The following is an 18,482-nucleotide window of genomic DNA, read 5'->3' as shown; positions in this document are numbered from 1 at the left end:
TAGATGATCGCTTCATGCTGATTGCAGCCGGACTTTGGAATTTCTACTTAATGGCTGCATAATTTTGATAAGCGAAGTCTAGAATTTCATTTCATCATTTTTTAACTTTTATTTAGCGACAAGTCTAGTGACCAGTCAGTAAAGAATAAGTCGTGGCTGATGCGTGCCACTACAGCTGGCACATCGCGTCGAATGCTGGGTACGTCGCCGATGGGCAAACCGAAGCTTACGAAGCCAGCAGGATTGAACACATGGATATCCTTCAGGTAGGGGGCATTGCCAGGTACTTTCTCTTGGTATTCATGGGCACTGCCAAGGTAAGGGTGGGTGCTGAGTTGCTCGTCACGCTGGTCGGCTGGGGCTTCATAACGATCGCGCCATAGGGCGATGTGATGTGCAAATTCGGCGAGTTCCGGCCGCCTTGTCGGGTCAACAAAGTAGCCAGTACCAGCGATCGCAAAATCGAACTCGAAAACATCATCATTTACTTGAGCAACGATGCGATCGCCTTGGTTGTGAGCAGATTTCCACGGTGCGGATAGGTGCAGGTGAAAGTTAGAAAACGCTATTACCCGCTCGATTGCGTCTGGTGGTGGTGTAGAGCCAACCTGATTAAACCGCCAAGCTTGGAACCAGCGAGCTGCATCAGGTAGTTGCGGATAGTTATAGTAAGCACCAGGATAACCTCGGAGGCGATTCACTGGCAGAGATGCGATCGCTGGCCGTCGTGCGAACAGGTGTACTGCCTTAGCGCCTGATTCCAATGCCACTCCTGCCGCATCAAAGGCCGAGGCCGCAGCACCCAGCACTGCTACTGTTTTGCCACGTAGGTTGTTGAAGTCGATTTTATCAGATGTATGTGCATATAAGGTGCGTGGCAGAGATGCTAATACAGGCGGTATATTTGGGCCACCAGTGCCGGCTACACCGTTGGCGAAGATAATTTTACGTGTGGTTTCCACCTGCGCCACATCGTTCACTTCTAAGTGTAGACGAAAGAAATCTGCGTCCGGCTCAATCCGCACCAACTTCGTCTGATACCGAACTGGAATGTCCAGAAAATGCCTATACCAACTGAGGTACTCAGACCACGCCACTCGTGGAATGCGGTCAATCGCTGCGTATGCCTCAACACCTTGCCGCGCCTCGTACCAAGCTTGAAATGATAGCGCCGGAATGCCCAGTTCTGGCCCTGGCAGGTTTTTCGGTGTGCGTAGCTTTTTCATCCGCGCCCGCGTCAGCCACACGCCTGCATGGGCTTCGTCAAGAGCCTCATCGATGACTGTCACGCGGCCAATGCCGGCACGCCGCAGGGCAAATGCGAAGGTGCAGCCACTGCCACTACCACCTACTATCGTCACATTGTGGTCAATACCTGAGCGATCGTTCACCCAGTTTTCGGGATCGGGCCCGAGTAGGCGCAACGCCTCACGTGCGGCAAAATCGAGGTCAGTTGTTGTTGTCATATCGATATTTGAGGATGAAATGAGATTTTATCGAAATTAGTGATATTGAAAAGCATAATATCATGATAAACTAATTATTAGTTTTTCTAATATTAAGTATTACAAATAAATGATTACTGACTGTTAGCGAAGCGGTGCTGATATCACCAAAAGACTTGAAAGAAGTTACTCCTGTAAAGCTGTACTGCACATTGCAAATTAGTTGAAATTTTGTATTAATTTGAATAGCTGATAACGCTTATCTTTATTTATTAGTAATAGCTTTTAAAGAAAAACTTTTTAGTTTGCTGAAAATCCCAAACCCTTTTATCTTCTCCTTAAGAACACGCTCACGATGAGCAGATTCTTGTGGTGGTAATTCCCAAATATCACGTATCTCATATTTTTCGTGATCTGTTAATTGGAGATGATGTGGTAATTGAGACTGTTGCCCAAATAACCAAGGTACTCCATTTAATAATTCTCTTTCTATTCCATAAAACATATTTTTACCCTGATGAAAAATAAGTTGATTTTGACATTTAGCTTTTTACTTCTTGCTGCAATTATTGGCATTTGGCAATATCTTTGTTAAAACTGCTGTTTCTCAAATACTGTATCTTTGCTACCTAGCGGCGGTAGTTTCTAACGGACACACTGCCGTTGTAATATCTACTCGTTGCGAAATAATTTTTTGCTCTAGTAACCAGTCAGCTGTTTTCTGAAGCTTGGCTATATCCCCATTATTAGGAAATACGTAAGACTCTGGACCTCGATTTTTAGTCACTTGCTTGGCTACTGCATCAGAAAGTTTTAGCTCTTTAGCTAGAAAATCTGATGCAGCATTAGTATGTTGATTTAACCATTCACCATCCTCACTCAAAGCAGTGAGAGCAGCTTTCACTGCGACAGGATTTTCTTTAGCTGCATCACTACGAACAACCATAATGCCGTAGGTAGGAGCAGGGTGTGTAGTGGTAATTCTCCGTGCCTTATGTTCTAATTCTGCAATAGAAATATAAGGTTCCCAAACTGCCCACGCATCAACAGAACCTTGATATAAAGCAGGTGCAGCATCATTCGGTGATAAGTAAACTCGCTGGACTTTATATGAAGAAATATTTTCTTTTTCCAAAACTTTTAATAACAGATATTCGCCCGCACCACCTTGATTAACTGCAACTTTCTTACCTACTAAATCAGTCGGTTTACGAATGGAGGAATCACCACGAACTAAGATGGCATTACTTAAAGAATCTGGATTAGGACGTTGTACAAAGCCAATACAAAGAGGCTGTCTGGCAGCAATTCCAGAAATCGAAGGAATATCACCACAGCCGCCAATATCCGCTCGATTACCATTGAGAGAACTTAAAAGCGTAGCGCAACGGTCAAATGGTCCACTCCACTCAACTTTAATCTTTTGTGTGGCTAACTGACGCTCTAACTCACCTCGTTGACGCGCAATGGGAATAATCCCACCTTTTTGGTAGCCCAAGCGAATTACACTGTTTTTCTCTGTAGTTTTGGTAGTGAGAGTTTTTGAAGAGGAATCTGAGTTAATTGTGGCATTGATAGCTGTTTGTTGAATACAACCAGAAGCTATCAAACCAAGAAAAGACACTGCGATCACAAAGATTGTACTAGCAGAAAATTTTTGTTTGTACTCAAAGCAGTGTTCTTTTAAATAATTCACCACAATTGACTCCTTGGTATCAGTTTTTAGCAGTTTAAGCAGCCATATCTCTGATAATAATGATTATAATACACTAAATTGATCGATTTACCGTAGTATTTATAGAGAGACAAGCAGAATAATAAAAGGAAATGAACGTCCAGTATTGACGAGCGCACCCAGCACTTTATGCACTTGCGGAAAATCTAGCAAGTTTCCAGGGCCTGTTATGACTAGCAACAAGCCCAAACGTAAGCCTATTAATATTGCAACCAAGGTAGATATACCCACCATGTAAAAAGTTTCTTACTTGCTTTCAAAGAAGTAGTATCAATTGCACTCATAATTCCTCTCAACGGTTTTGATTAGCTGCCAAAGCCCCACCTTCTGATAAATACTCATAAAGTGGTTTTCCGTAGGTTAGAAGTTAGGGATCTGAACAAAATTAGAAGAATCCTCGTTGCGGCAATGGTGTACCGTTGATCTCGTAGTCCCCGATCGCACGAGCCTTAAAATGATTTGGATTGTGTGAGGACAAGGTGCGGGCGTTGCGCCAGTGACGATCAAAGTTGGAGCTTTTCTTTGTTGTGGAAGCCCCACCAACTTCAAACAGCAAAGTGGCTGAACGTAGAGCCAAATCATCAACAATCAATTTGGCTTTGGATGCACTCAGAGAAGTTGCTAGTGCCGTAGCCGTCTCTGCCTCTTCACCCTGAGCTTGGGCAGCAGGGAGGCGATCAAGACCATCAGCCGCCGCCAAAACGATCGCTTCGGCCGCAAAGGCATTGGCGGCAATTTGCCCAACAGTCTGTTGCAATATTGGGTCTTCTGAAGCTTGTTCGGATACAGCATGGTAGAAAGTCCGGGGTCTGTTACGGATGAGGGCTGTAGCATCACGCAGAACGCTGCGAATAATGCCAGCATTAATTGCTGTTAAGAATAATTGCGGGACAATATTATATGGTAAGTTGTCTTTGTCTTTATCTGTCTCAAAAAATACTTCATCAGTCTCTACACGGACATTTGTGAATGTTGTCGTTCCAGTGCCAGTAAGCCTTTGCCCGAAGCCATCCCAGTCATCTACAAGGTTAATCCCCTCGCGGTTGGTAGGAATGAGTATAAACGCTGTTGTGCCATCGGGTACTAGCACACGCACGAATATCAAGTCTGCATAAAGGCTGCCAGTGCTATAATACTTAGTCCCATTTAGACGATAGCCATCGCCATCAGATGTTAATTTTGTATTCACGACTTGACCGCCACCAGCTCGCTTAACTTCCAGTTCGGTTGAAGCGAGTCCAATAATCGCGCCATCGACGACAGCTTTGAGCCATCGCTGATTCCTTTGGGTGCGATTAGAACGCAAAATTCGCTCTGTTACAGAGAAATGATTCCGCACAATGTGAGCGACATTTGGATCGGCATCCCCCAGCCGAATCACGACCTCAAACAGTTCGCGTGCCGTGCTACCACCACCACCTTCGGCAACAGGGATTCGCAATGCACCCAACCGGGAACGCCGGATCAATTCAACTACATCATAAGGAAGGATGCGATCGCGATCACGCTCACTTGCCCCCAGAGCAATAAAATCAAAAAGCTGCTGGAGTTCCAGTGAGTTTGCTCTTACAGGAGCCGAAAACTGAATTGTCGTATCTGCAAGTTTCTCTGGACTCTTAATCATTAGTTTCTATCTCCGAATATCCTGTGGAAAATCTATGTTGGTGAGTGGTGAAGCAGTTATTGTTTCTGGGTGACGCGACTTTGACACTACAAAGTTGAAGAATGTTTCCAGCCTTTAGGCGATTACATCTGGTAACATATTCAAGCCAACGACTGCACTCGACAACAACCATTCCTCTATAAAATTCTTAGCCTTTAGTACAACACGGCAGAAATAAACCAATCATTCCAAATCAACGAAACCCTTATACTGTATTCATTTTTAAATTTTAATTCCGCCTTGCGGTACTAGCCCCTATTTTCTAATTGGTGTGGGCGCAGCTCGTCACAGACATCGCTGCACTATCTACTATTAACGTTCGCACTCTTGGTATAATTTCCGCAGTAAAACGCTCCATTTCTGTGGTAAAAGGCTGGAATTGCAGCATAAAAGTATCAATTCCTACTTTGGTAAATTCAGCAATCCGATGGGCTACAGTTTCATAGCTACCAACCAATCCTGCTGCTGTACCGCCATTGCTCCCCACACCAGGGTACTTAGCCATGTTTTTGAACATAATAACTTCAGAATCTACTCCTTTGAATAATTCTGAGCGATCGTCTTGTGCTAGTATCATTGCTCTGAGGTTTTGATATTCCGCTTCCGCCTCTTCATCTGTTGGTCGAGCAATCACAAAAGCTGACATAGCGAAGCCCAGAGGTTGGGAGCGAGAGCGAGTTTTTTGAGTAACAGCCGCAATGGTTTCGCGGATGACTTCAATGGGACGACCATTGAGGAAAAATGTATGCGCTTCTTTTGCGGCTAGTTCTTGGGCTGGTTCTGACTCTCCACCCACATATATACGCGGATGTGGTTTGGCTATGGGTGGGGGATTGAACTTCAAATCATTAATCTGAAAATATTCACCGTGAAAGTTGACTTTTTCTCCACTCCACAAAGCTTTGACAACTCTAATCCATTCATCCGAATAACGATAACGCTCATCGTGGGGAAGGAAATTTATCCTCGCTTTTTCCATTTCTGGCTTGAACCAAGCACTGACTAAGTTAATCGCAAAACGTCCGTGACTGATTGCATCAATACCTAAAGCCATCTTTGCTAAAACGGCGGGATGAAACAGTAATGGCTTAACAGCTGCAATAATCTCGATAGAGTTGGTTGCTTCTGCCAGCGCTGCTGCTGCTGTCCAGGTTTCTAGTTGGTCAAGTTCTTGATTCCTGGGATTGATAATATGTTGCGCTATTAAAGTTGTAGTAAACCCGCACCTTTGGGCCAATTGGATTAAATTCTTGGCTCGTGAGTAACTAGCATCACAAGGTTCAAGAGGATGGTTCATCACACCGCAGTTGCCGTAAACGGGAATCCAAATCCCATAGCGTGGTTCAGACATAGCTTTCTAGAACCTTTGTAGTCAGCACTAAAACTTTATTTTTGCACCTAGAATAATCATACGTTAATTCGGTAGACTTACCGTATGATACTATTAAATTCGCATAAATGAGGATAAAAAACAAGGTGTATCTCCCCAGTCCCCACTTAATTTAGAGGCAAGAATGTCAGAACCACGCTACGGTATTTGGGTTCCAGTTGGGGGTAACTTTGGCCCTCTCGATACGCCAGATGAACCGATTGATGCTAGTTATGAACGCACGCGATCGCTAGTATTAGAAGCAGAACGTTTAGGATATGTCACAACCTTAGTCGCACAGCACCTCGCCAATCCCCGTAGTCTGGATTTAGAACAGTTGGAAACTTGGACAGCTTGTGCAGCCTTGGCTGAAGCTACGGAAAGTATAGAAATTATTGCTGCGATTAAACCTTTATTATTTCATCCAGCTGTCCTAGCCAAAATGGCTTTGGGAATTGATGCAATTAGTGGTGGACGTTTTGCCATAAACCTAATTAGTGCTTGGTTTCGCCCAGAAATGGTAATATCCCTTTTCCTCCCCATGATGAACGTTATCGCTATTCTGGTGAATGGTTGCAGGTTGTTAGAGATTTGTGGAGCGGTGAGAGAGTGGACTTCGAGGGTGAATATTTCAAAATCCAAGATTTGAGCCTTCGACCCTTCTCTGTTGCTCAACCCTATCCTCATATCTACCTGGGAGGAGCATCAGACCCAGCACAGATTTTAGCAGCCCAACAAGCCGATGTTTACTTCTTGAACCTCACACGACTGAAAGTCGCGTGATTCCTGCTTCAATGATCTCTGCCGGAATCACTTCAGGACTGACGAGTTCTCCACAGGCGTTTTTTATAACCTCCGGCGTACCGACGGCGGTTAATAATCTCAAACCTTCGCTTAATATATTCAGTGCTGCGTTTTTATCCCTCAAATTATAGCTATTGCAACTAGAGCAACACCATTCACGCAAGTTTAAATCCTTGACTAGTGGATTAATAAAACCACAACAGTTACAAGTTTGGGAGGAGGGATAAAACGTGCCGATTTTCTGCACAAGTCTGTCATGCCATAAAGCTTTATATTCGAGCATGGTAATGAACTTAGACCAACTAGCGTCTGAAATACTCAATGCTAATTTGTGGTTCTTCACCATGTTGGCAACTCGCAAATCTTCAACACAGATAATGCTATTTTCCTTGATTAGACGAGTTGATAACTTGTGCAGAAAGTCATCTCTCAAATTTGTAATTCGTTCATAAGTACGAGCCAGCTTGATTTTCGCTTTAACTCGGTTGTTACTACCTTTTGCACTACGGGATAGTTTTTTATGAGCTTTACGTAACTTACGAGTTTGAGTTCTGTAATATTTAGGATTATCTACAACTTCACCGTCACTAGTAACAAGATAAGACTTAACCCCTAAGTCTAAACCAATATTTTGAACAACTTCAGGGTATTTTTCTATCTCAGTTTCACACAAGATACTAGCAATATACTTACCAGAAGAAGTCCGAGTTATCGTAACATTTACAAGCTTTCCGGTAACGTCTTGCGACTTATGAAACTTTACCCATCCACACTTTGGAAGCTTTAAACGATTATCTATTACCTGAATATTACCGTTGGTCAGGTTAGTTTTGTAAGACTGTTTACATCCATGCTTCTTTTTAAACTTAGGAAAGCCTACACCCTTTTTCCCTTTCATCTTCTTTAAGTCAGCAAAAAAGTTTTTGTATGCTGTCTCTAAATTCTTGAGTGAATTCTGTAAGGCAAACTTATCTACTTCTTTCAACCATTCAATTTCTTTCTTGAGTATAGTTAGCTTTTGACTACAAGCATTGTAGTTTAAGGTTTTCTGCTCAGTCGTATATAACTCTTGTCTTAGTGCCAAAAAGCGGTTATACACATATCTTGCACAACCAATCGTCTTGTTGATTAAGACCTCTTGATTGTGTGTCGGTATGAGAGTAACTTTAAATGCTTTTTGGATGGATGACAATTTCTTTAATTTGCTGAATACCTTTCAATTTTAACACAAAGTGACACCTAATATAGAGCGCCTAACTCATGACTGGAAGTCACGAGTGTGCGGCTTGAAGAAATCAACGGTCAGCCAATTGAAGATGTCCGCCAAGTAATTAAACAAGTTTTGAACCGACCACGTTTCCTACCCCAACCAGTCCGCTTTGGTCTTTCAGCCTTTGTCATTGCGCGGGCTACAGACGAAGAAGCGCAAGCAGAACTAGAGCGACTCACGGCACTGCAAAAGTTGGAAGAACAATATAAGTTAAATGTTGCTAAAGGAGTTGACCCAGAAGTCGCCATGTTCAAACTCTCCGTTAAAAATCCTGCGGTTGGTGGCAATGGTGGTACAGCCGCAGGCTTGGTTGGTAGCTACGACACAGTTGCCAGCAGAATAGCTGCTTTTGCCGATGCAGGTATCGATACATTTATGTTGCAATTCAATCCCTTTGCACGAGAAATGACCCGCTTTGCCCAAGAAGTTATGCCTCGCGTCCGACACTTACAGCCTGTAGTTTAACTGCGATCGCACTAGGTGAAAATTTGGGAGTTGCATACTCTCACAAAGTTAGTGATGTTCAATATTTTGTAGCATTTGTTAGGCGAAGCCATAACCCAGCATTTTTTAAGAGTGAAGTTTCATTAAATCTGATAATTTCGAGCTTAGAGGTTAACCCATTCTGTAGAGCAAGATGATAAAAATCTTATAAATAACCACCTACAAGGCTATAAATCAAACTAGTAAGGACTAACAGTGTAATGAGGACAAAACTCCATATTCGCAGTGTCAGGAAAGCAAAAAAGGAAATTATTACACGTATAATGGGAGTAGCAATGAGGAGTAATATTCCTAGTTGAATAATTGCTCTGTCACTTCCTAAAAACATCGTTTTTAGCACACCGTTGGGAGAGCGTAAGTAAGATGGTTCTCCTCGAAAAAATTGATATCTAGCAGGTTCACATCCATGATGAATTAAGTAAATTATGCCGCCAAATAAGACTATAAAACTAGCAATTAAAACACCAAATTTGAGCAAGTTGCCCACAAAATTATAAAACTTTTGTTCGCTTTGATTTTTAGGAAAACTTTTGTTTGAATTAAGAGGAATATCAGCATTTTTAGCAAGCTGTTTTAAAGCTGTTATATCGCTATCTGTTTCTTCTGTCTGTAAAGGTTCTACAACAACTTCACTTTTAGATAGATTTAAAGGAAACGAACGCCGAAATAAATCAAAATAAACCATTGATTATACCCCAATCAAACTGTTGTAGACCATCTTCAGCGCCATTGCTGTTAATACAAAACTGAAGATAATTCTTAAAACTTGGGTTTTAGCACCTACAAGAATTCTTGCACCCAAAAAAGCTCCAGGTAGGACTCCCAGCATTACAGGCATTGACAGCCCAGGATCAATATAACCACGAGCTAAATAAACTCCTGCCGAAGCTGCTGCTGTCACACTAATCATAAAGTTACTGGTGGTTGTAGAGACTTTAAATGGAATACGCATAACGTTGTCCATTGCCAAAACCTTAAATGCACCCGAACCAATACCAAGTAATCCTGAAATTATTCCCGATATGAACATGACAGCAAACCCACCTGGAACAGCATGAACTTGATAAGGAATAAATCCATCTGGTGTTGGGCAAGAACTATTCAGTTCTAAATAATTTGCGAAGGCATCTTCTGTTTCATTTTCTGGTTCTTGGTGCTTAGGTTGTTGCGAGAGATAGGCAGAATAAAGTAGGATAATTGCTAGAAAGATTGTTAGAGCTTTCACGGAAACTTTAGTAGCAATTATAGCTCCAAGTATAGCTCCTATTGTTGTTGCTACTTCCAAAAACATTCCCAATCTTAAATTGGTATAACCTTGTTTAATGTATGTAGATGCAGCCCCTAAAGAAGTAGCAATTACAGATACTAAAGAAGCACCAACAGCATAACGGATATCAACAGCAAATACCGAAGTTAATAGGGGAACAATGACCACTCCACCACCTAAACCAGTTAATGCACCTATTAAACCAGCGGTAAATGAACCCACCCAAACTAATAAAGAGAATTCCAAAATATTCACAGGTTAAACCTCTTAAAAATATTCTATCTGTAGAGACGCTTGTTTGACTTCAGCATAGTCAGGTGTTTGTGTGAGTATTGGAGGGTCAGCCCAAGAAGGTTGGACAATCAAAAAATTTACTAAGAGTGTAAAGACTAATAAAACAGTCTTAAAGAATTTCATATATTTCTCCTGATAATGCTTAAAAGTTGTCAGAATTTGAAGATGTTTTGGTTGATTGTTAAAACTGATTTAGATGGTTTTAGTACTTGCCCTCAATCACTATCAATCAAAATCATGCCCAACCAATTTCTACAAAGAGTAAAAAAATTCGGACGCAAAGATTTAAAACGTTCGTGATGACTTAGCGGCAACTGTAACTAGGAAATTGACAAGTCTAGATATCATTATTTTCCTTGCTTTTAGCCTAAATTAGTTATCTTCAACTTGTGCCCTAGATTTATATTTTTTGACTATAAGCATGAGGCAGATACAACTGGCTACTAAAGCAAGTGAATTCAACGCACCACTTTCCAAAATGATGTATACTCCTAATCCAACCAAAATAAAGGGTACAAGATTACTACTATAACGATTAAGGACATCCGCAATATTGTTTTGGCTGATTAGTTTGTAGCTGGCATAGCACCAAACTCCTACAAGCAAAAAGAAGATGACGATAATTATTAGTAGTCTTATAAGACTGCTATTAGCAAACAATGGCGTATAGATACTTATATTATCACTACCATTGGCGACAGTAATTGCAGCCACATTATAAGTTTGTGGTGAAAGGAGACTGGCAAAAGGAGAAGTTCTAAATTGCTGTAATTGTTCATCTTCTGCATCTGAATCGCCGCTTTCTTGATTAAGCCAACTACTAAAACCAACTGCTATGGGAACTAATCCAAGTAGCCCTATTCAGTGTTTTGCTAAGATTAAACCACCTAAAAAACCAGTAAGACTGGCAATTACTAAAATGCCAAATCCGAGGAGCTGACCGATAACAATATGTCGCGAACAAAAATTGTTATTTATTTGTGAAAACCAAAGCGAAAAAATTACTAAATCATCAAGATTAGTTGCCGTAAAAGCTGTTATCCCTATAGGAATTGCAGTAATTAATTCTTCCATTGCACAGTTTTAGATATTAGTTTTGTTATTTGTCATCGTTCATTGTTTGTTACTTAACTTGGAAAAATGACGAATGAGTACGAGCAAGTAATAATTAACTATTTGTAGCGATCACGGTCAAATCTGATGTGAATTGCATCGATAGCTTTAACCATTCTGTTTACCATTTTTGGAGAGCGAAGTCTTTGAAAAAAGAACCAACCGCAAGCAGTAGAAATGTAGATTAAAAAGAGGTAAGGAAAAAGATTATAAGGAGCTTCTGGGACTGGAAACATTTTACTACCAGGAATTCCCACGCTGCCTAACAATGGAATAAACATAAATCCTATTGCTATAAAAGAGAATATAATATCTCTGCGATGAAGGCTGTTAATTTTGTAGAGGTAAATTGGTGCGGCAATAGAAATTAAAATGTAAACGGTGACAAATCCAAAGCTAGCAATCGCACCTAGATAACCCATACTCTCAAAGAGTTTGATTTGAAATAAAGCCATCACCGATGGGATCAAAAATGTCAAGACCGAACACATCGTAACTGCAATATGAGGCGTTTTATTCGATGTGTGTGTATTGCCTAACTTGGCATAAAACAATCCATGACGCGCCATCAAAAAGAATATTCTCGCAGCGGGATTAATGCTTCCCAAGACACAAGCAAAGAAGCTAGCCAACGCACCTAAGCCAACTAATTGACCTAGCCAGCCTAAACCTATTTGTTGCGAGAGATAACCTAGAGGTTCTTCAGTGTGGGTAATGTCTACTCTTAAGTGGCGAAATGCTAAGACTTCAATATATGTAGTGCAGATATAGAATAAACCTGCAAGGATTACACTTCCTAAAACTGACCGAGGAATAGTTTTCAACGGGCTTTTTGCCTCATCACCCAAGGTCGTCGCACTTTCAAACCCTGAGAAGGCAAACATTACCAGTACAAGTCCTGTTGCTAGGCTACCTGGTTGAACACCGCTCAAAGTTAGCTGGGCTATATCTAATGCAAAACCGTGGTGTGCCCAAATGATCGCACATAAGATTCCGATTAATGCGATGGATAGACCCTCCATCCATAGCATGGCAACGGCTGATAGTTGAATATCTTTATAACCTGCATACCAGGCGATTCCTGCACCTACTGCTAGTAAGGTGATGCTAGATGGGTGAATTCCTAAATGACCAATCAATACACTGCTGAAGTTGGCAAAACCGCATAACACCGACATTGCAGTAAATAGATAAGCCAAAACCAAACTCCAACCACAGATCACACCTGCTGTCGGACCAAGACCTTTGACAATATAAGAATAAAGAGAACCAGGTGAAGCAGAACGGCTAGCAAATTGATTGATGTTGATGCTAACAAATACCAGCCCTACTAAGCCTATAATCATACTTAGCCAAGCGCCGTTACCCGAAAGGGCAACAATTAAACCGACATTAGATGCAGGGATAGTTGTCGGTGCGATTACGGCAAAAGATTGTGCTAAAACTTCTCCAAAAGAAAGACAGTGTGATTTTAAGCCATGAAAACTTTGTTGTAAAACCTTTTCGCGGTTTGCATTTATCTTGAATTCACTGGACATCGATAAACACTCCTGGTATGCCGAGTATGCTATTTACTCGGCTTTTACTCGTGGCCTTTTTTAGCCAGCGATTATTATCATTACTTGTAATTAAACATATCTCTCTAAAGAACTAAATGCAAATATTTTTTGTTTTTAAATTAATAATTAATATTAATGAAACTTACATTTTATACCTGAGTACTTTACCTGTTATTTATTTTGGCCTCGGGCAAGCTCAAAAAATTTCAGAAATGTGAAAACTTTATAACAATGCTTTATAGCAATTTGATTTTATTAGTTGTAACTAAAAATACTTTTTTCTCTTTTTAAGATTGTGTTTATAGCCTACTTTGGATATTTAAATACTACGATAAATTGATAAGCTTTATGTATTTAATAAGTACAATACATAGCATAAAAGTAGCGAATTAAATGATATCGTTAATACGAAAAATAAATCGTTTGAACAGCAAAATCCCTTAAATTTCTCTTGCCTAGATTCTCAGGGAACCCAGTGGCTCAAAATTCAAAGTCTCAATTTGGTGATTTCCTGTCCGCTTTCGTAGCCAAAAATTAGTAGATTGGGAAAGATGTTAATTACCTTGGCAATGCCACCACACAAAAAGTTCTTTGCATCAGGGGTAGTTATAAAAACATTCGCTGAAAAATCACCCCCTATCTCTTTAATTGGAGAAGGGGGAAATTTAGTCTAGCTGTATCAAAAAAGGTCGCAAGCTTTGAAACGTCAACTAGTATTGCCGCATTCCAACTTAAAACTTGTAACTCGTGAGTTAGATAAAAGACCACTTGCCGCTTATGACCAAAGCACTTGTCTTCACAAAATTTGTCCAAGCCACGGAGAAGATTGACGCAGGACTATTGTTGTGTTTAGCATCTAAAGAATGAGGATTTATTAACTTCCAGATTTCCTCCATAGAAATATTTCAGTGCTATACCCCCAGAAAAAAGTTATGGTTCTAATTTAATCCTCATTCTTAACCGATGTGTATGGGGTATACCCGCTACTCACAAAGGACGAGGCGCACCTTGTAAGCATGGTCATAAGTTTAACTAAATGACCCCCAAACTTGGCCCGTGGCAACTGAAAATATCTACAACTATATCTCACCAAATGCGAATGAATCTTGATTCACAGCCCTGCTGGTTGCCCGCATCGCGCAACTATTTCCTCTATGGGCAATTTGTTACTATACGCGATTCCCATACATGACGATGTAGTTTTGGCTGTCCAGATTATGCCTAGACGCTAGGTAAACAAACCTACCCAGCTATATCCTTCCCACTTTTATAGTTCATCGCTCTGGGTTTCCTCTTGCCTATAGGGGCTACTTTCGATTGCTTCGGAGGTTGAGGCGGACGGCATTTCTCGCAATATAGAGGTCGAACCCCAAAGGTTTCTCGTTGTGTGGGTTGTTCGCATTGCTTACAGACGAAGTTGAAAACACGGGTGTGAATTTCCCGCTTGTGCGCTCTGACGGTGTACTCTCGGACTTGGATTTCTTTGCTTGCCATTGCCTATTGCAATTAGTAACTTTTTGGATCTTAGCCTTTGCTAAGAAAATTTCAATACTCTGGGTAAACATAATCACCCATTTTGTGAATGGGAATTTTCATGGCTACGCCAAAGCCAGAGTGAGAGTTGCAACGACCAAACCCAACTGCAACGCCTCACTACATTGAAAAATCACAAACATTTGGAGTTAATCATGGATATCCAAGCTACTCTCACGCTGACGATCCAAGCAGTCGTTATCAGCTTTCTTGCGCTGATGGTTTTCGATTTCATGGATAGTTTGTGGGTTGTACCCTTACCGCCATTCGAATGGCAACCACCAGTTATTGAACAGCCCACAGTTTCTGCAACTTCCCCACAACCTACTCCAAAGGCGATCGCATTTGAGAAGATTTCTGACCCCTGGACTCTAGAACCACAATCCCCTCACCATTCTGTTCTCACGCCAGCAGTTATAATCCCTTTCCCCAGACTCCGACTACTCCCACCTGCCAAAGTACAACCGATCAAACCCAAGCGGACTAAAGCAAAATCGTCCACGTCTAAGAAATCCGCCTCAACTAGTACTAAGCGCCAGTCCACCAAGCCACGCAAGATAACTGGAAAGTACCAAAAAAATTATAGTTAACACGTCCTTAGCTCAAACGGCTACGCCAAAGCGAAAGTGATGTATTCATATAATAGATATGGTCAGCCTTATAGCCACACAAGGAACTCTATTTGACCTAGAAACAGTTCTGGACTACGGACAATCAATCCTCAACGTTGCTCAAGAACTCACCAAATCACTGATTGAGCAACGGACTATCTCCACCAGGACAATCCAAGCCCAGATGAATCGCTACTTTCTAGGCACTGCTGCGTCCGGTGCATGGCAGTGGAAAGACGCTTACGAAGCTATTGAAGTGGCGCAAATATTATATCTGCGTCAAAAAGGTTACAAGCTTTTATTAGAGTCGCCGCTAACAGTATTATTGGAATTGCAGAAGTTAGTAGCCCTCTGCCCGACGCATACTCGCCGTAGTGAAGAGTCAGTACAGCTTCAGCAATTCTCCACCCCTCTGCCGCTTGCTTATCTGGTAGCCAAAGCAGGATTTATACAAGCTACTGATTTGGTGCTGGAGCCAAGTGCCGGAACTGGCCTATTGGCACAAATGGCTAAATTGCACAGTGCAAGTCTGATGCTCAACGAGCTTGCACCCGATAGGGAGAAGATTCTGCGGCGATTATTCCCTGGTACACCATTATTCTCAGTAAACGCGGAGCAGATTAACGATTACCTAGCGCGTATTTCTCAGCCTTCAGTTGTGCTGATGAATCCACCGTTTTCGTCATCCCCGAAAATCAGCAGTCGCAATCCCGACGCAACAAAAAGGCATATCAACTCGGCATTGCAAAGACTGGCTGACGGTGGACGATTGGTAACAATCACAGCCAATTGGTTCTCTCCGGCTAACCCAAGCTGGCGAGAGACTTTCCTTAAGTGGCAGGAGAAGGCACGAGTTTTAATGTCAGTCGGGGTTAACGGCAAGGTGTACTCAAAGCATGGTACACAAATCGACACCAGAATCACAGTAATTGATAAAGTCCCGGCTGATAATCACAGGCAAATCCCTTGTATTTCCGAAACTTTGGACTTGCCCGAACTGCTAGCGTTGATTGAGCAATTACCTAAGCGATCTTTGTGGGAACGCTCAGAAAAAGTCAAAGCTGCTGCGAAGGCAATTGTCGTTCAATTGCCAAAGCGTATTACAGTTGCACAACCAAAAACAGTCTCCTTTCTTCCAGACGACGTAGTAGTGTTGGAGTATGAGGTTATCGAATGGTCTGCTACAGAAGGACTCAAAGATACTTTATATGAAACCTATCGCCCACAACGAATCAGAATTAAAGATGCTTTAGCTCATCCGTCCCTACTGTGCGAAAGTGCAGCCCTAGCACTTGTTTTGCCCCCCGCTCCCACTTACAAACCACATCTCCCACAAAACATTGTTACACAAGGCTTGTTATCAGAAGCACAACTTGAGAGCGTTATTTACGCAGGTCAGGCTCACTGTGAATTTCTGTCTGGGTCTTATATTGTGGATGATTCTTGGGATAATGTGACTGTAGCGGCACAAAGCGGAGAAAATTCTGTAAAATTTCGTCGTGGCTGGTTCTTGGGCGATGGGACAGGTGCGGGGAAAGGAAGACAGTGTGCGGGAATCATCCTCGACAACTGGTGTCAGGAACGAAGAAAAGCAATCTGGGTATCCAAAAGTTCTGCATTAATTGAAGATGCACGTAGAGACTGGTGTGCGCTTGGAGGTAGTGAGAAAGATATCATTGACCTGAGCAACATTAAGCTTGGCGACCCCATCCCTTTCACCCAAGGCATTCTCTTCTGCACCTACTCAACTCTACGTTCTCAAAAGAACGGTAAAAGTCGGCTCAAGCAAATTGTTGAATGGGCAGGCAAGGACTTTGAGGGAGCGATCGCCTATGACGAGTGCCACAGTATGGGCAATGCAATGGCTCAAGAGGGTAAACTCGGTATGGTTGCAGCATCCCAGCAAGGCATTGTTGGGCTGAGGTTGCAAAACGCATTACCGCAGGCACGGGTTATCTACGTTTCTGCGACTGGTGCAACTAAAGTCTCAAATCTCTCATACGCCAATCGCCTGGGACTTTGGCAGACTGGAGATTTTCCGTTTACCTCCCGTGAGGATTTTGTGGAATCCATTGAGGGCGGTGGTATCGCTGCGATGGAAATCGTAGCCAGGGATCTCAAGGCTTTGGGGCTGTATCTGGCGCGGAGCCTTTCATTCGAGGGAGTTGAGTATCAAACTCTCTACATTGATTTAACGCCGAGGCAGGAACGAAGCTATAACAGCTATTCCGATGCTTTTCAGGTTATTCATAATAATTTAGAGAAAGCGTTAGAAGCTTGCAATATAACTGGCGCAAAAACGTACAATCGTGCTGCTAAGATGTCTGCTAAGTCGCAGTTTGAAAGCCATAAACAGAGATTCTTCAATCATCTGCTGACCGGGATGAAATGCCCCACCCTGATCAAAGCGATTGAGCAGGATTTAGTCCAAGGTCTTGCAGTTGTCATTCAAATAGTTTCGACTAATGAAGAACTTTTGAAACGACGACTTGATGAAGTTCCGGCTTCCGAATGGCAGGATCTCAATCTTGACCTGACTCCACGGGAATACCTCATGGATTACCTGATGAGTGCTTTCCCTGTTCATCTTCATTCCATCCATTCTGGCGTTGATGGAGAAGAAAGATCCGAGCCAGTCTTTGACGCTGATGGCTCTCCAGTTATTTCTATTGAAGCTGTAGCCTTGAGAGATGCCTTAGTCGATAAGTTAGCAAGCCTTGATCCAATCCCTGGTGCATTAGAACAATTGCTGTGGCACTTCGGTAATAAGCAAGTGGCTGAAGTCACAGGTCGCAGTAAACGAGTTCTGAAAGATGAATCTGGACGTTTGTTTGTGGATTCTAGAGGCAGTGGGGCGAATATTGCTGAAACTGCTGCGTTTATGCAGGGAGACAAGCAAATCCTCATTTTCAGTGATGCCGGCGGCACAGGCAGGAGTTATCATGCTGATCTAAATGCTGTGAATCGGCGGCGGCGATCGCACTACCTGCTTGAAGCCGGCTGGAGAGCAGACAACGCAATCCAGGGGTTGGGGCGATCGCACAGAACTAACCAAGCATCAGCCCCCGTGTTCAGACCTGTTACCACTAACGTCATCGGTGAACGCCGCTTTATCTCAACCATTGCTCGAAGGCTGGATAGCTTGGGCGCTCTTACTCGTGGTCAACGGCAGACGGGGGGCAATGGGATAGGGACTTCCAGAAAATAAACTATTCCATCACCAATAATGATAATCATTTTAGAGGGGAATGAAGGGGCTGCCGTCGGCAGCCCCTTCATTCCCCTTTTGTAGTAATTTAAATAATGACGCTTGTT

The 18,482-nt window shown here is 42.3% G+C and carries 18 protein-coding genes; 5 read left to right on the top strand and 13 right to left on the bottom strand.

Features of this window, described 5'->3' with window-relative positions; translation table 11 throughout:
• Nucleotides 1-101: 101 nt before the first annotated feature.
• From IQ274_RS34370 to IQ274_RS34350, 5 genes are all read right to left on the bottom strand, one after another.
• A complete protein-coding gene (locus IQ274_RS34370) occupies nt 102-1,466 on the bottom strand; it encodes an NAD(P)-binding domain-containing protein (RefSeq protein ID WP_228058584.1) in 1,365 nt (454 codons plus the stop codon).
• A gap of 244 nt (nt 1,467-1,710) precedes the next feature.
• Entirely contained in the window at nt 1,711-1,950 is a 240-nt protein-coding gene (locus IQ274_RS34365; protein ID WP_194144988.1) for a hypothetical protein, read from the bottom strand.
• A gap of 120 nt (nt 1,951-2,070) precedes the next feature.
• Nucleotides 2,071-3,141: an aliphatic sulfonate ABC transporter substrate-binding protein gene (locus IQ274_RS34360; protein ID WP_322745432.1), complete on the bottom strand. Its 1,071-nt coding sequence runs from the start codon at nt 3,139-3,141 to the stop codon at nt 2,071-2,073.
• Between the two features lie 424 nt (nt 3,142-3,565).
• Complete coding sequence (locus IQ274_RS34355) at nt 3,566-4,804, bottom strand: acyl-CoA dehydrogenase family protein (RefSeq protein WP_194144987.1); 1,239 nt, start codon at nt 4,802-4,804, stop codon at nt 3,566-3,568.
• 301 nt (nt 4,805-5,105) lie between these two features.
• Nucleotides 5,106-6,194, bottom strand: coding sequence for an LLM class flavin-dependent oxidoreductase (locus IQ274_RS34350; protein ID WP_194144986.1), 1,089 nt, complete (start codon nt 6,192-6,194; stop codon nt 5,106-5,108).
• Between the two features lie 163 nt (nt 6,195-6,357).
• Between IQ274_RS34350 and IQ274_RS34345 the strand changes: the two genes are divergently transcribed.
• On the top strand, nt 6,358-6,861 hold the full coding sequence (locus IQ274_RS34345; protein WP_265578600.1) for an LLM class flavin-dependent oxidoreductase: 504 nt from the start codon (nt 6,358-6,360) through the stop codon (nt 6,859-6,861).
• Nucleotides 6,786-6,995: an LLM class flavin-dependent oxidoreductase gene (locus tag IQ274_RS37625; RefSeq protein WP_265578599.1), complete on the top strand. Its 210-nt coding sequence runs from the start codon at nt 6,786-6,788 to the stop codon at nt 6,993-6,995. Before IQ274_RS34345 ends, IQ274_RS37625 begins: the two co-directional genes overlap by 76 nt.
• Here the strand turns inward: IQ274_RS37625 and tnpB are convergent.
• Complete coding sequence (tnpB, locus tag IQ274_RS34340) at nt 6,973-8,208, bottom strand: IS200/IS605 family element RNA-guided endonuclease TnpB (RefSeq protein WP_228058583.1); 1,236 nt, start codon at nt 8,206-8,208, stop codon at nt 6,973-6,975. The two genes, IQ274_RS37625 and tnpB, sit on opposite strands and share 23 nt — an antisense overlap.
• Nucleotides 8,209-8,295: 87 nt before the next feature.
• On the opposite strand from tnpB, the gene IQ274_RS34335 reads away from it, so the two are divergent.
• Nucleotides 8,296-8,751 (top strand): LLM class flavin-dependent oxidoreductase, encoded by a 456-nt coding sequence (locus IQ274_RS34335; RefSeq protein ID WP_322745431.1) that lies wholly within the window; start codon nt 8,296-8,298, stop codon nt 8,749-8,751.
• 184 nt (nt 8,752-8,935) lie between these two features.
• Here the strand turns inward: IQ274_RS34335 and IQ274_RS34330 are convergent, their stop codons facing one another.
• The 7 genes from IQ274_RS34330 to IQ274_RS34305 all read right to left on the bottom strand — a co-directional run bounded on the left by IQ274_RS34330 (nt 8,936) and on the right by IQ274_RS34305 (nt 14,517).
• Complete coding sequence (locus tag IQ274_RS34330) at nt 8,936-9,475, bottom strand: DUF1634 domain-containing protein (RefSeq protein ID WP_194144985.1); 540 nt, start codon at nt 9,473-9,475, stop codon at nt 8,936-8,938.
• A gap of 3 nt (nt 9,476-9,478) precedes the next feature.
• A complete protein-coding gene (locus IQ274_RS34325) occupies nt 9,479-10,312 on the bottom strand; it encodes a sulfite exporter TauE/SafE family protein (RefSeq protein ID WP_194144984.1) in 834 nt (277 codons plus the stop codon).
• Between the two features lie 12 nt (nt 10,313-10,324).
• Complete coding sequence (locus IQ274_RS34320; RefSeq protein ID WP_194144983.1) at nt 10,325-10,474, bottom strand: hypothetical protein; 150 nt, start codon at nt 10,472-10,474, stop codon at nt 10,325-10,327.
• A gap of 249 nt (nt 10,475-10,723) precedes the next feature.
• Nucleotides 10,724-11,212 (bottom strand): cadmium resistance transporter, encoded by a 489-nt coding sequence (locus IQ274_RS34315; protein WP_322745433.1) that lies wholly within the window; start codon nt 11,210-11,212, stop codon nt 10,724-10,726.
• Nucleotides 11,213-11,425 carry a hypothetical protein gene (locus IQ274_RS37920; protein WP_322745430.1) on the bottom strand — a complete coding sequence of 71 codons (213 nt, stop codon included), beginning with the start codon at nt 11,423-11,425 and terminating at the stop codon, nt 11,213-11,215.
• A gap of 98 nt (nt 11,426-11,523) precedes the next feature.
• The gene (locus IQ274_RS34310) at nt 11,524-13,002 is read right to left on the bottom strand and encodes an APC family permease (protein ID WP_194144982.1); all 1,479 of its coding nucleotides are present in this window, start codon (nt 13,000-13,002) and stop codon (nt 11,524-11,526) included.
• Between the two features lie 1,263 nt (nt 13,003-14,265).
• The gene (locus IQ274_RS34305) at nt 14,266-14,517 is read right to left on the bottom strand and encodes a hypothetical protein (protein ID WP_194144981.1); all 252 of its coding nucleotides are present in this window, start codon (nt 14,515-14,517) and stop codon (nt 14,266-14,268) included.
• Between the two features lie 194 nt (nt 14,518-14,711).
• Here IQ274_RS34305 and IQ274_RS34300 point away from each other — a divergent pair, with 194 nt between their 5' ends.
• Together IQ274_RS34300 and IQ274_RS34295 are read left to right on the top strand one after the other, a co-directional pair.
• A complete protein-coding gene (locus tag IQ274_RS34300) occupies nt 14,712-15,146 on the top strand; it encodes a hypothetical protein (RefSeq protein ID WP_194144980.1) in 435 nt (144 codons plus the stop codon).
• Nucleotides 15,147-15,204: 58 nt separating this feature from the next.
• Nucleotides 15,205-18,375, top strand: a complete 3,171-nt coding sequence (locus IQ274_RS34295; RefSeq protein WP_228058582.1) for a strawberry notch-like NTP hydrolase domain-containing protein — start codon at nt 15,205-15,207, stop codon at nt 18,373-18,375.
• Nucleotides 18,376-18,482 lie beyond the last annotated feature (107 nt).

This window comes from Nostoc sp. LEGE 12447, assembly GCF_015206985.1.
In the GTDB taxonomy this organism is placed as follows: Bacteria; Cyanobacteriota; Cyanobacteriia; order Cyanobacteriales; family Nostocaceae; genus Nostoc.
Note: the sequence above shows the minus strand (reverse complement) of the source record. Positions and strands in the feature narration are given on the sequence as shown.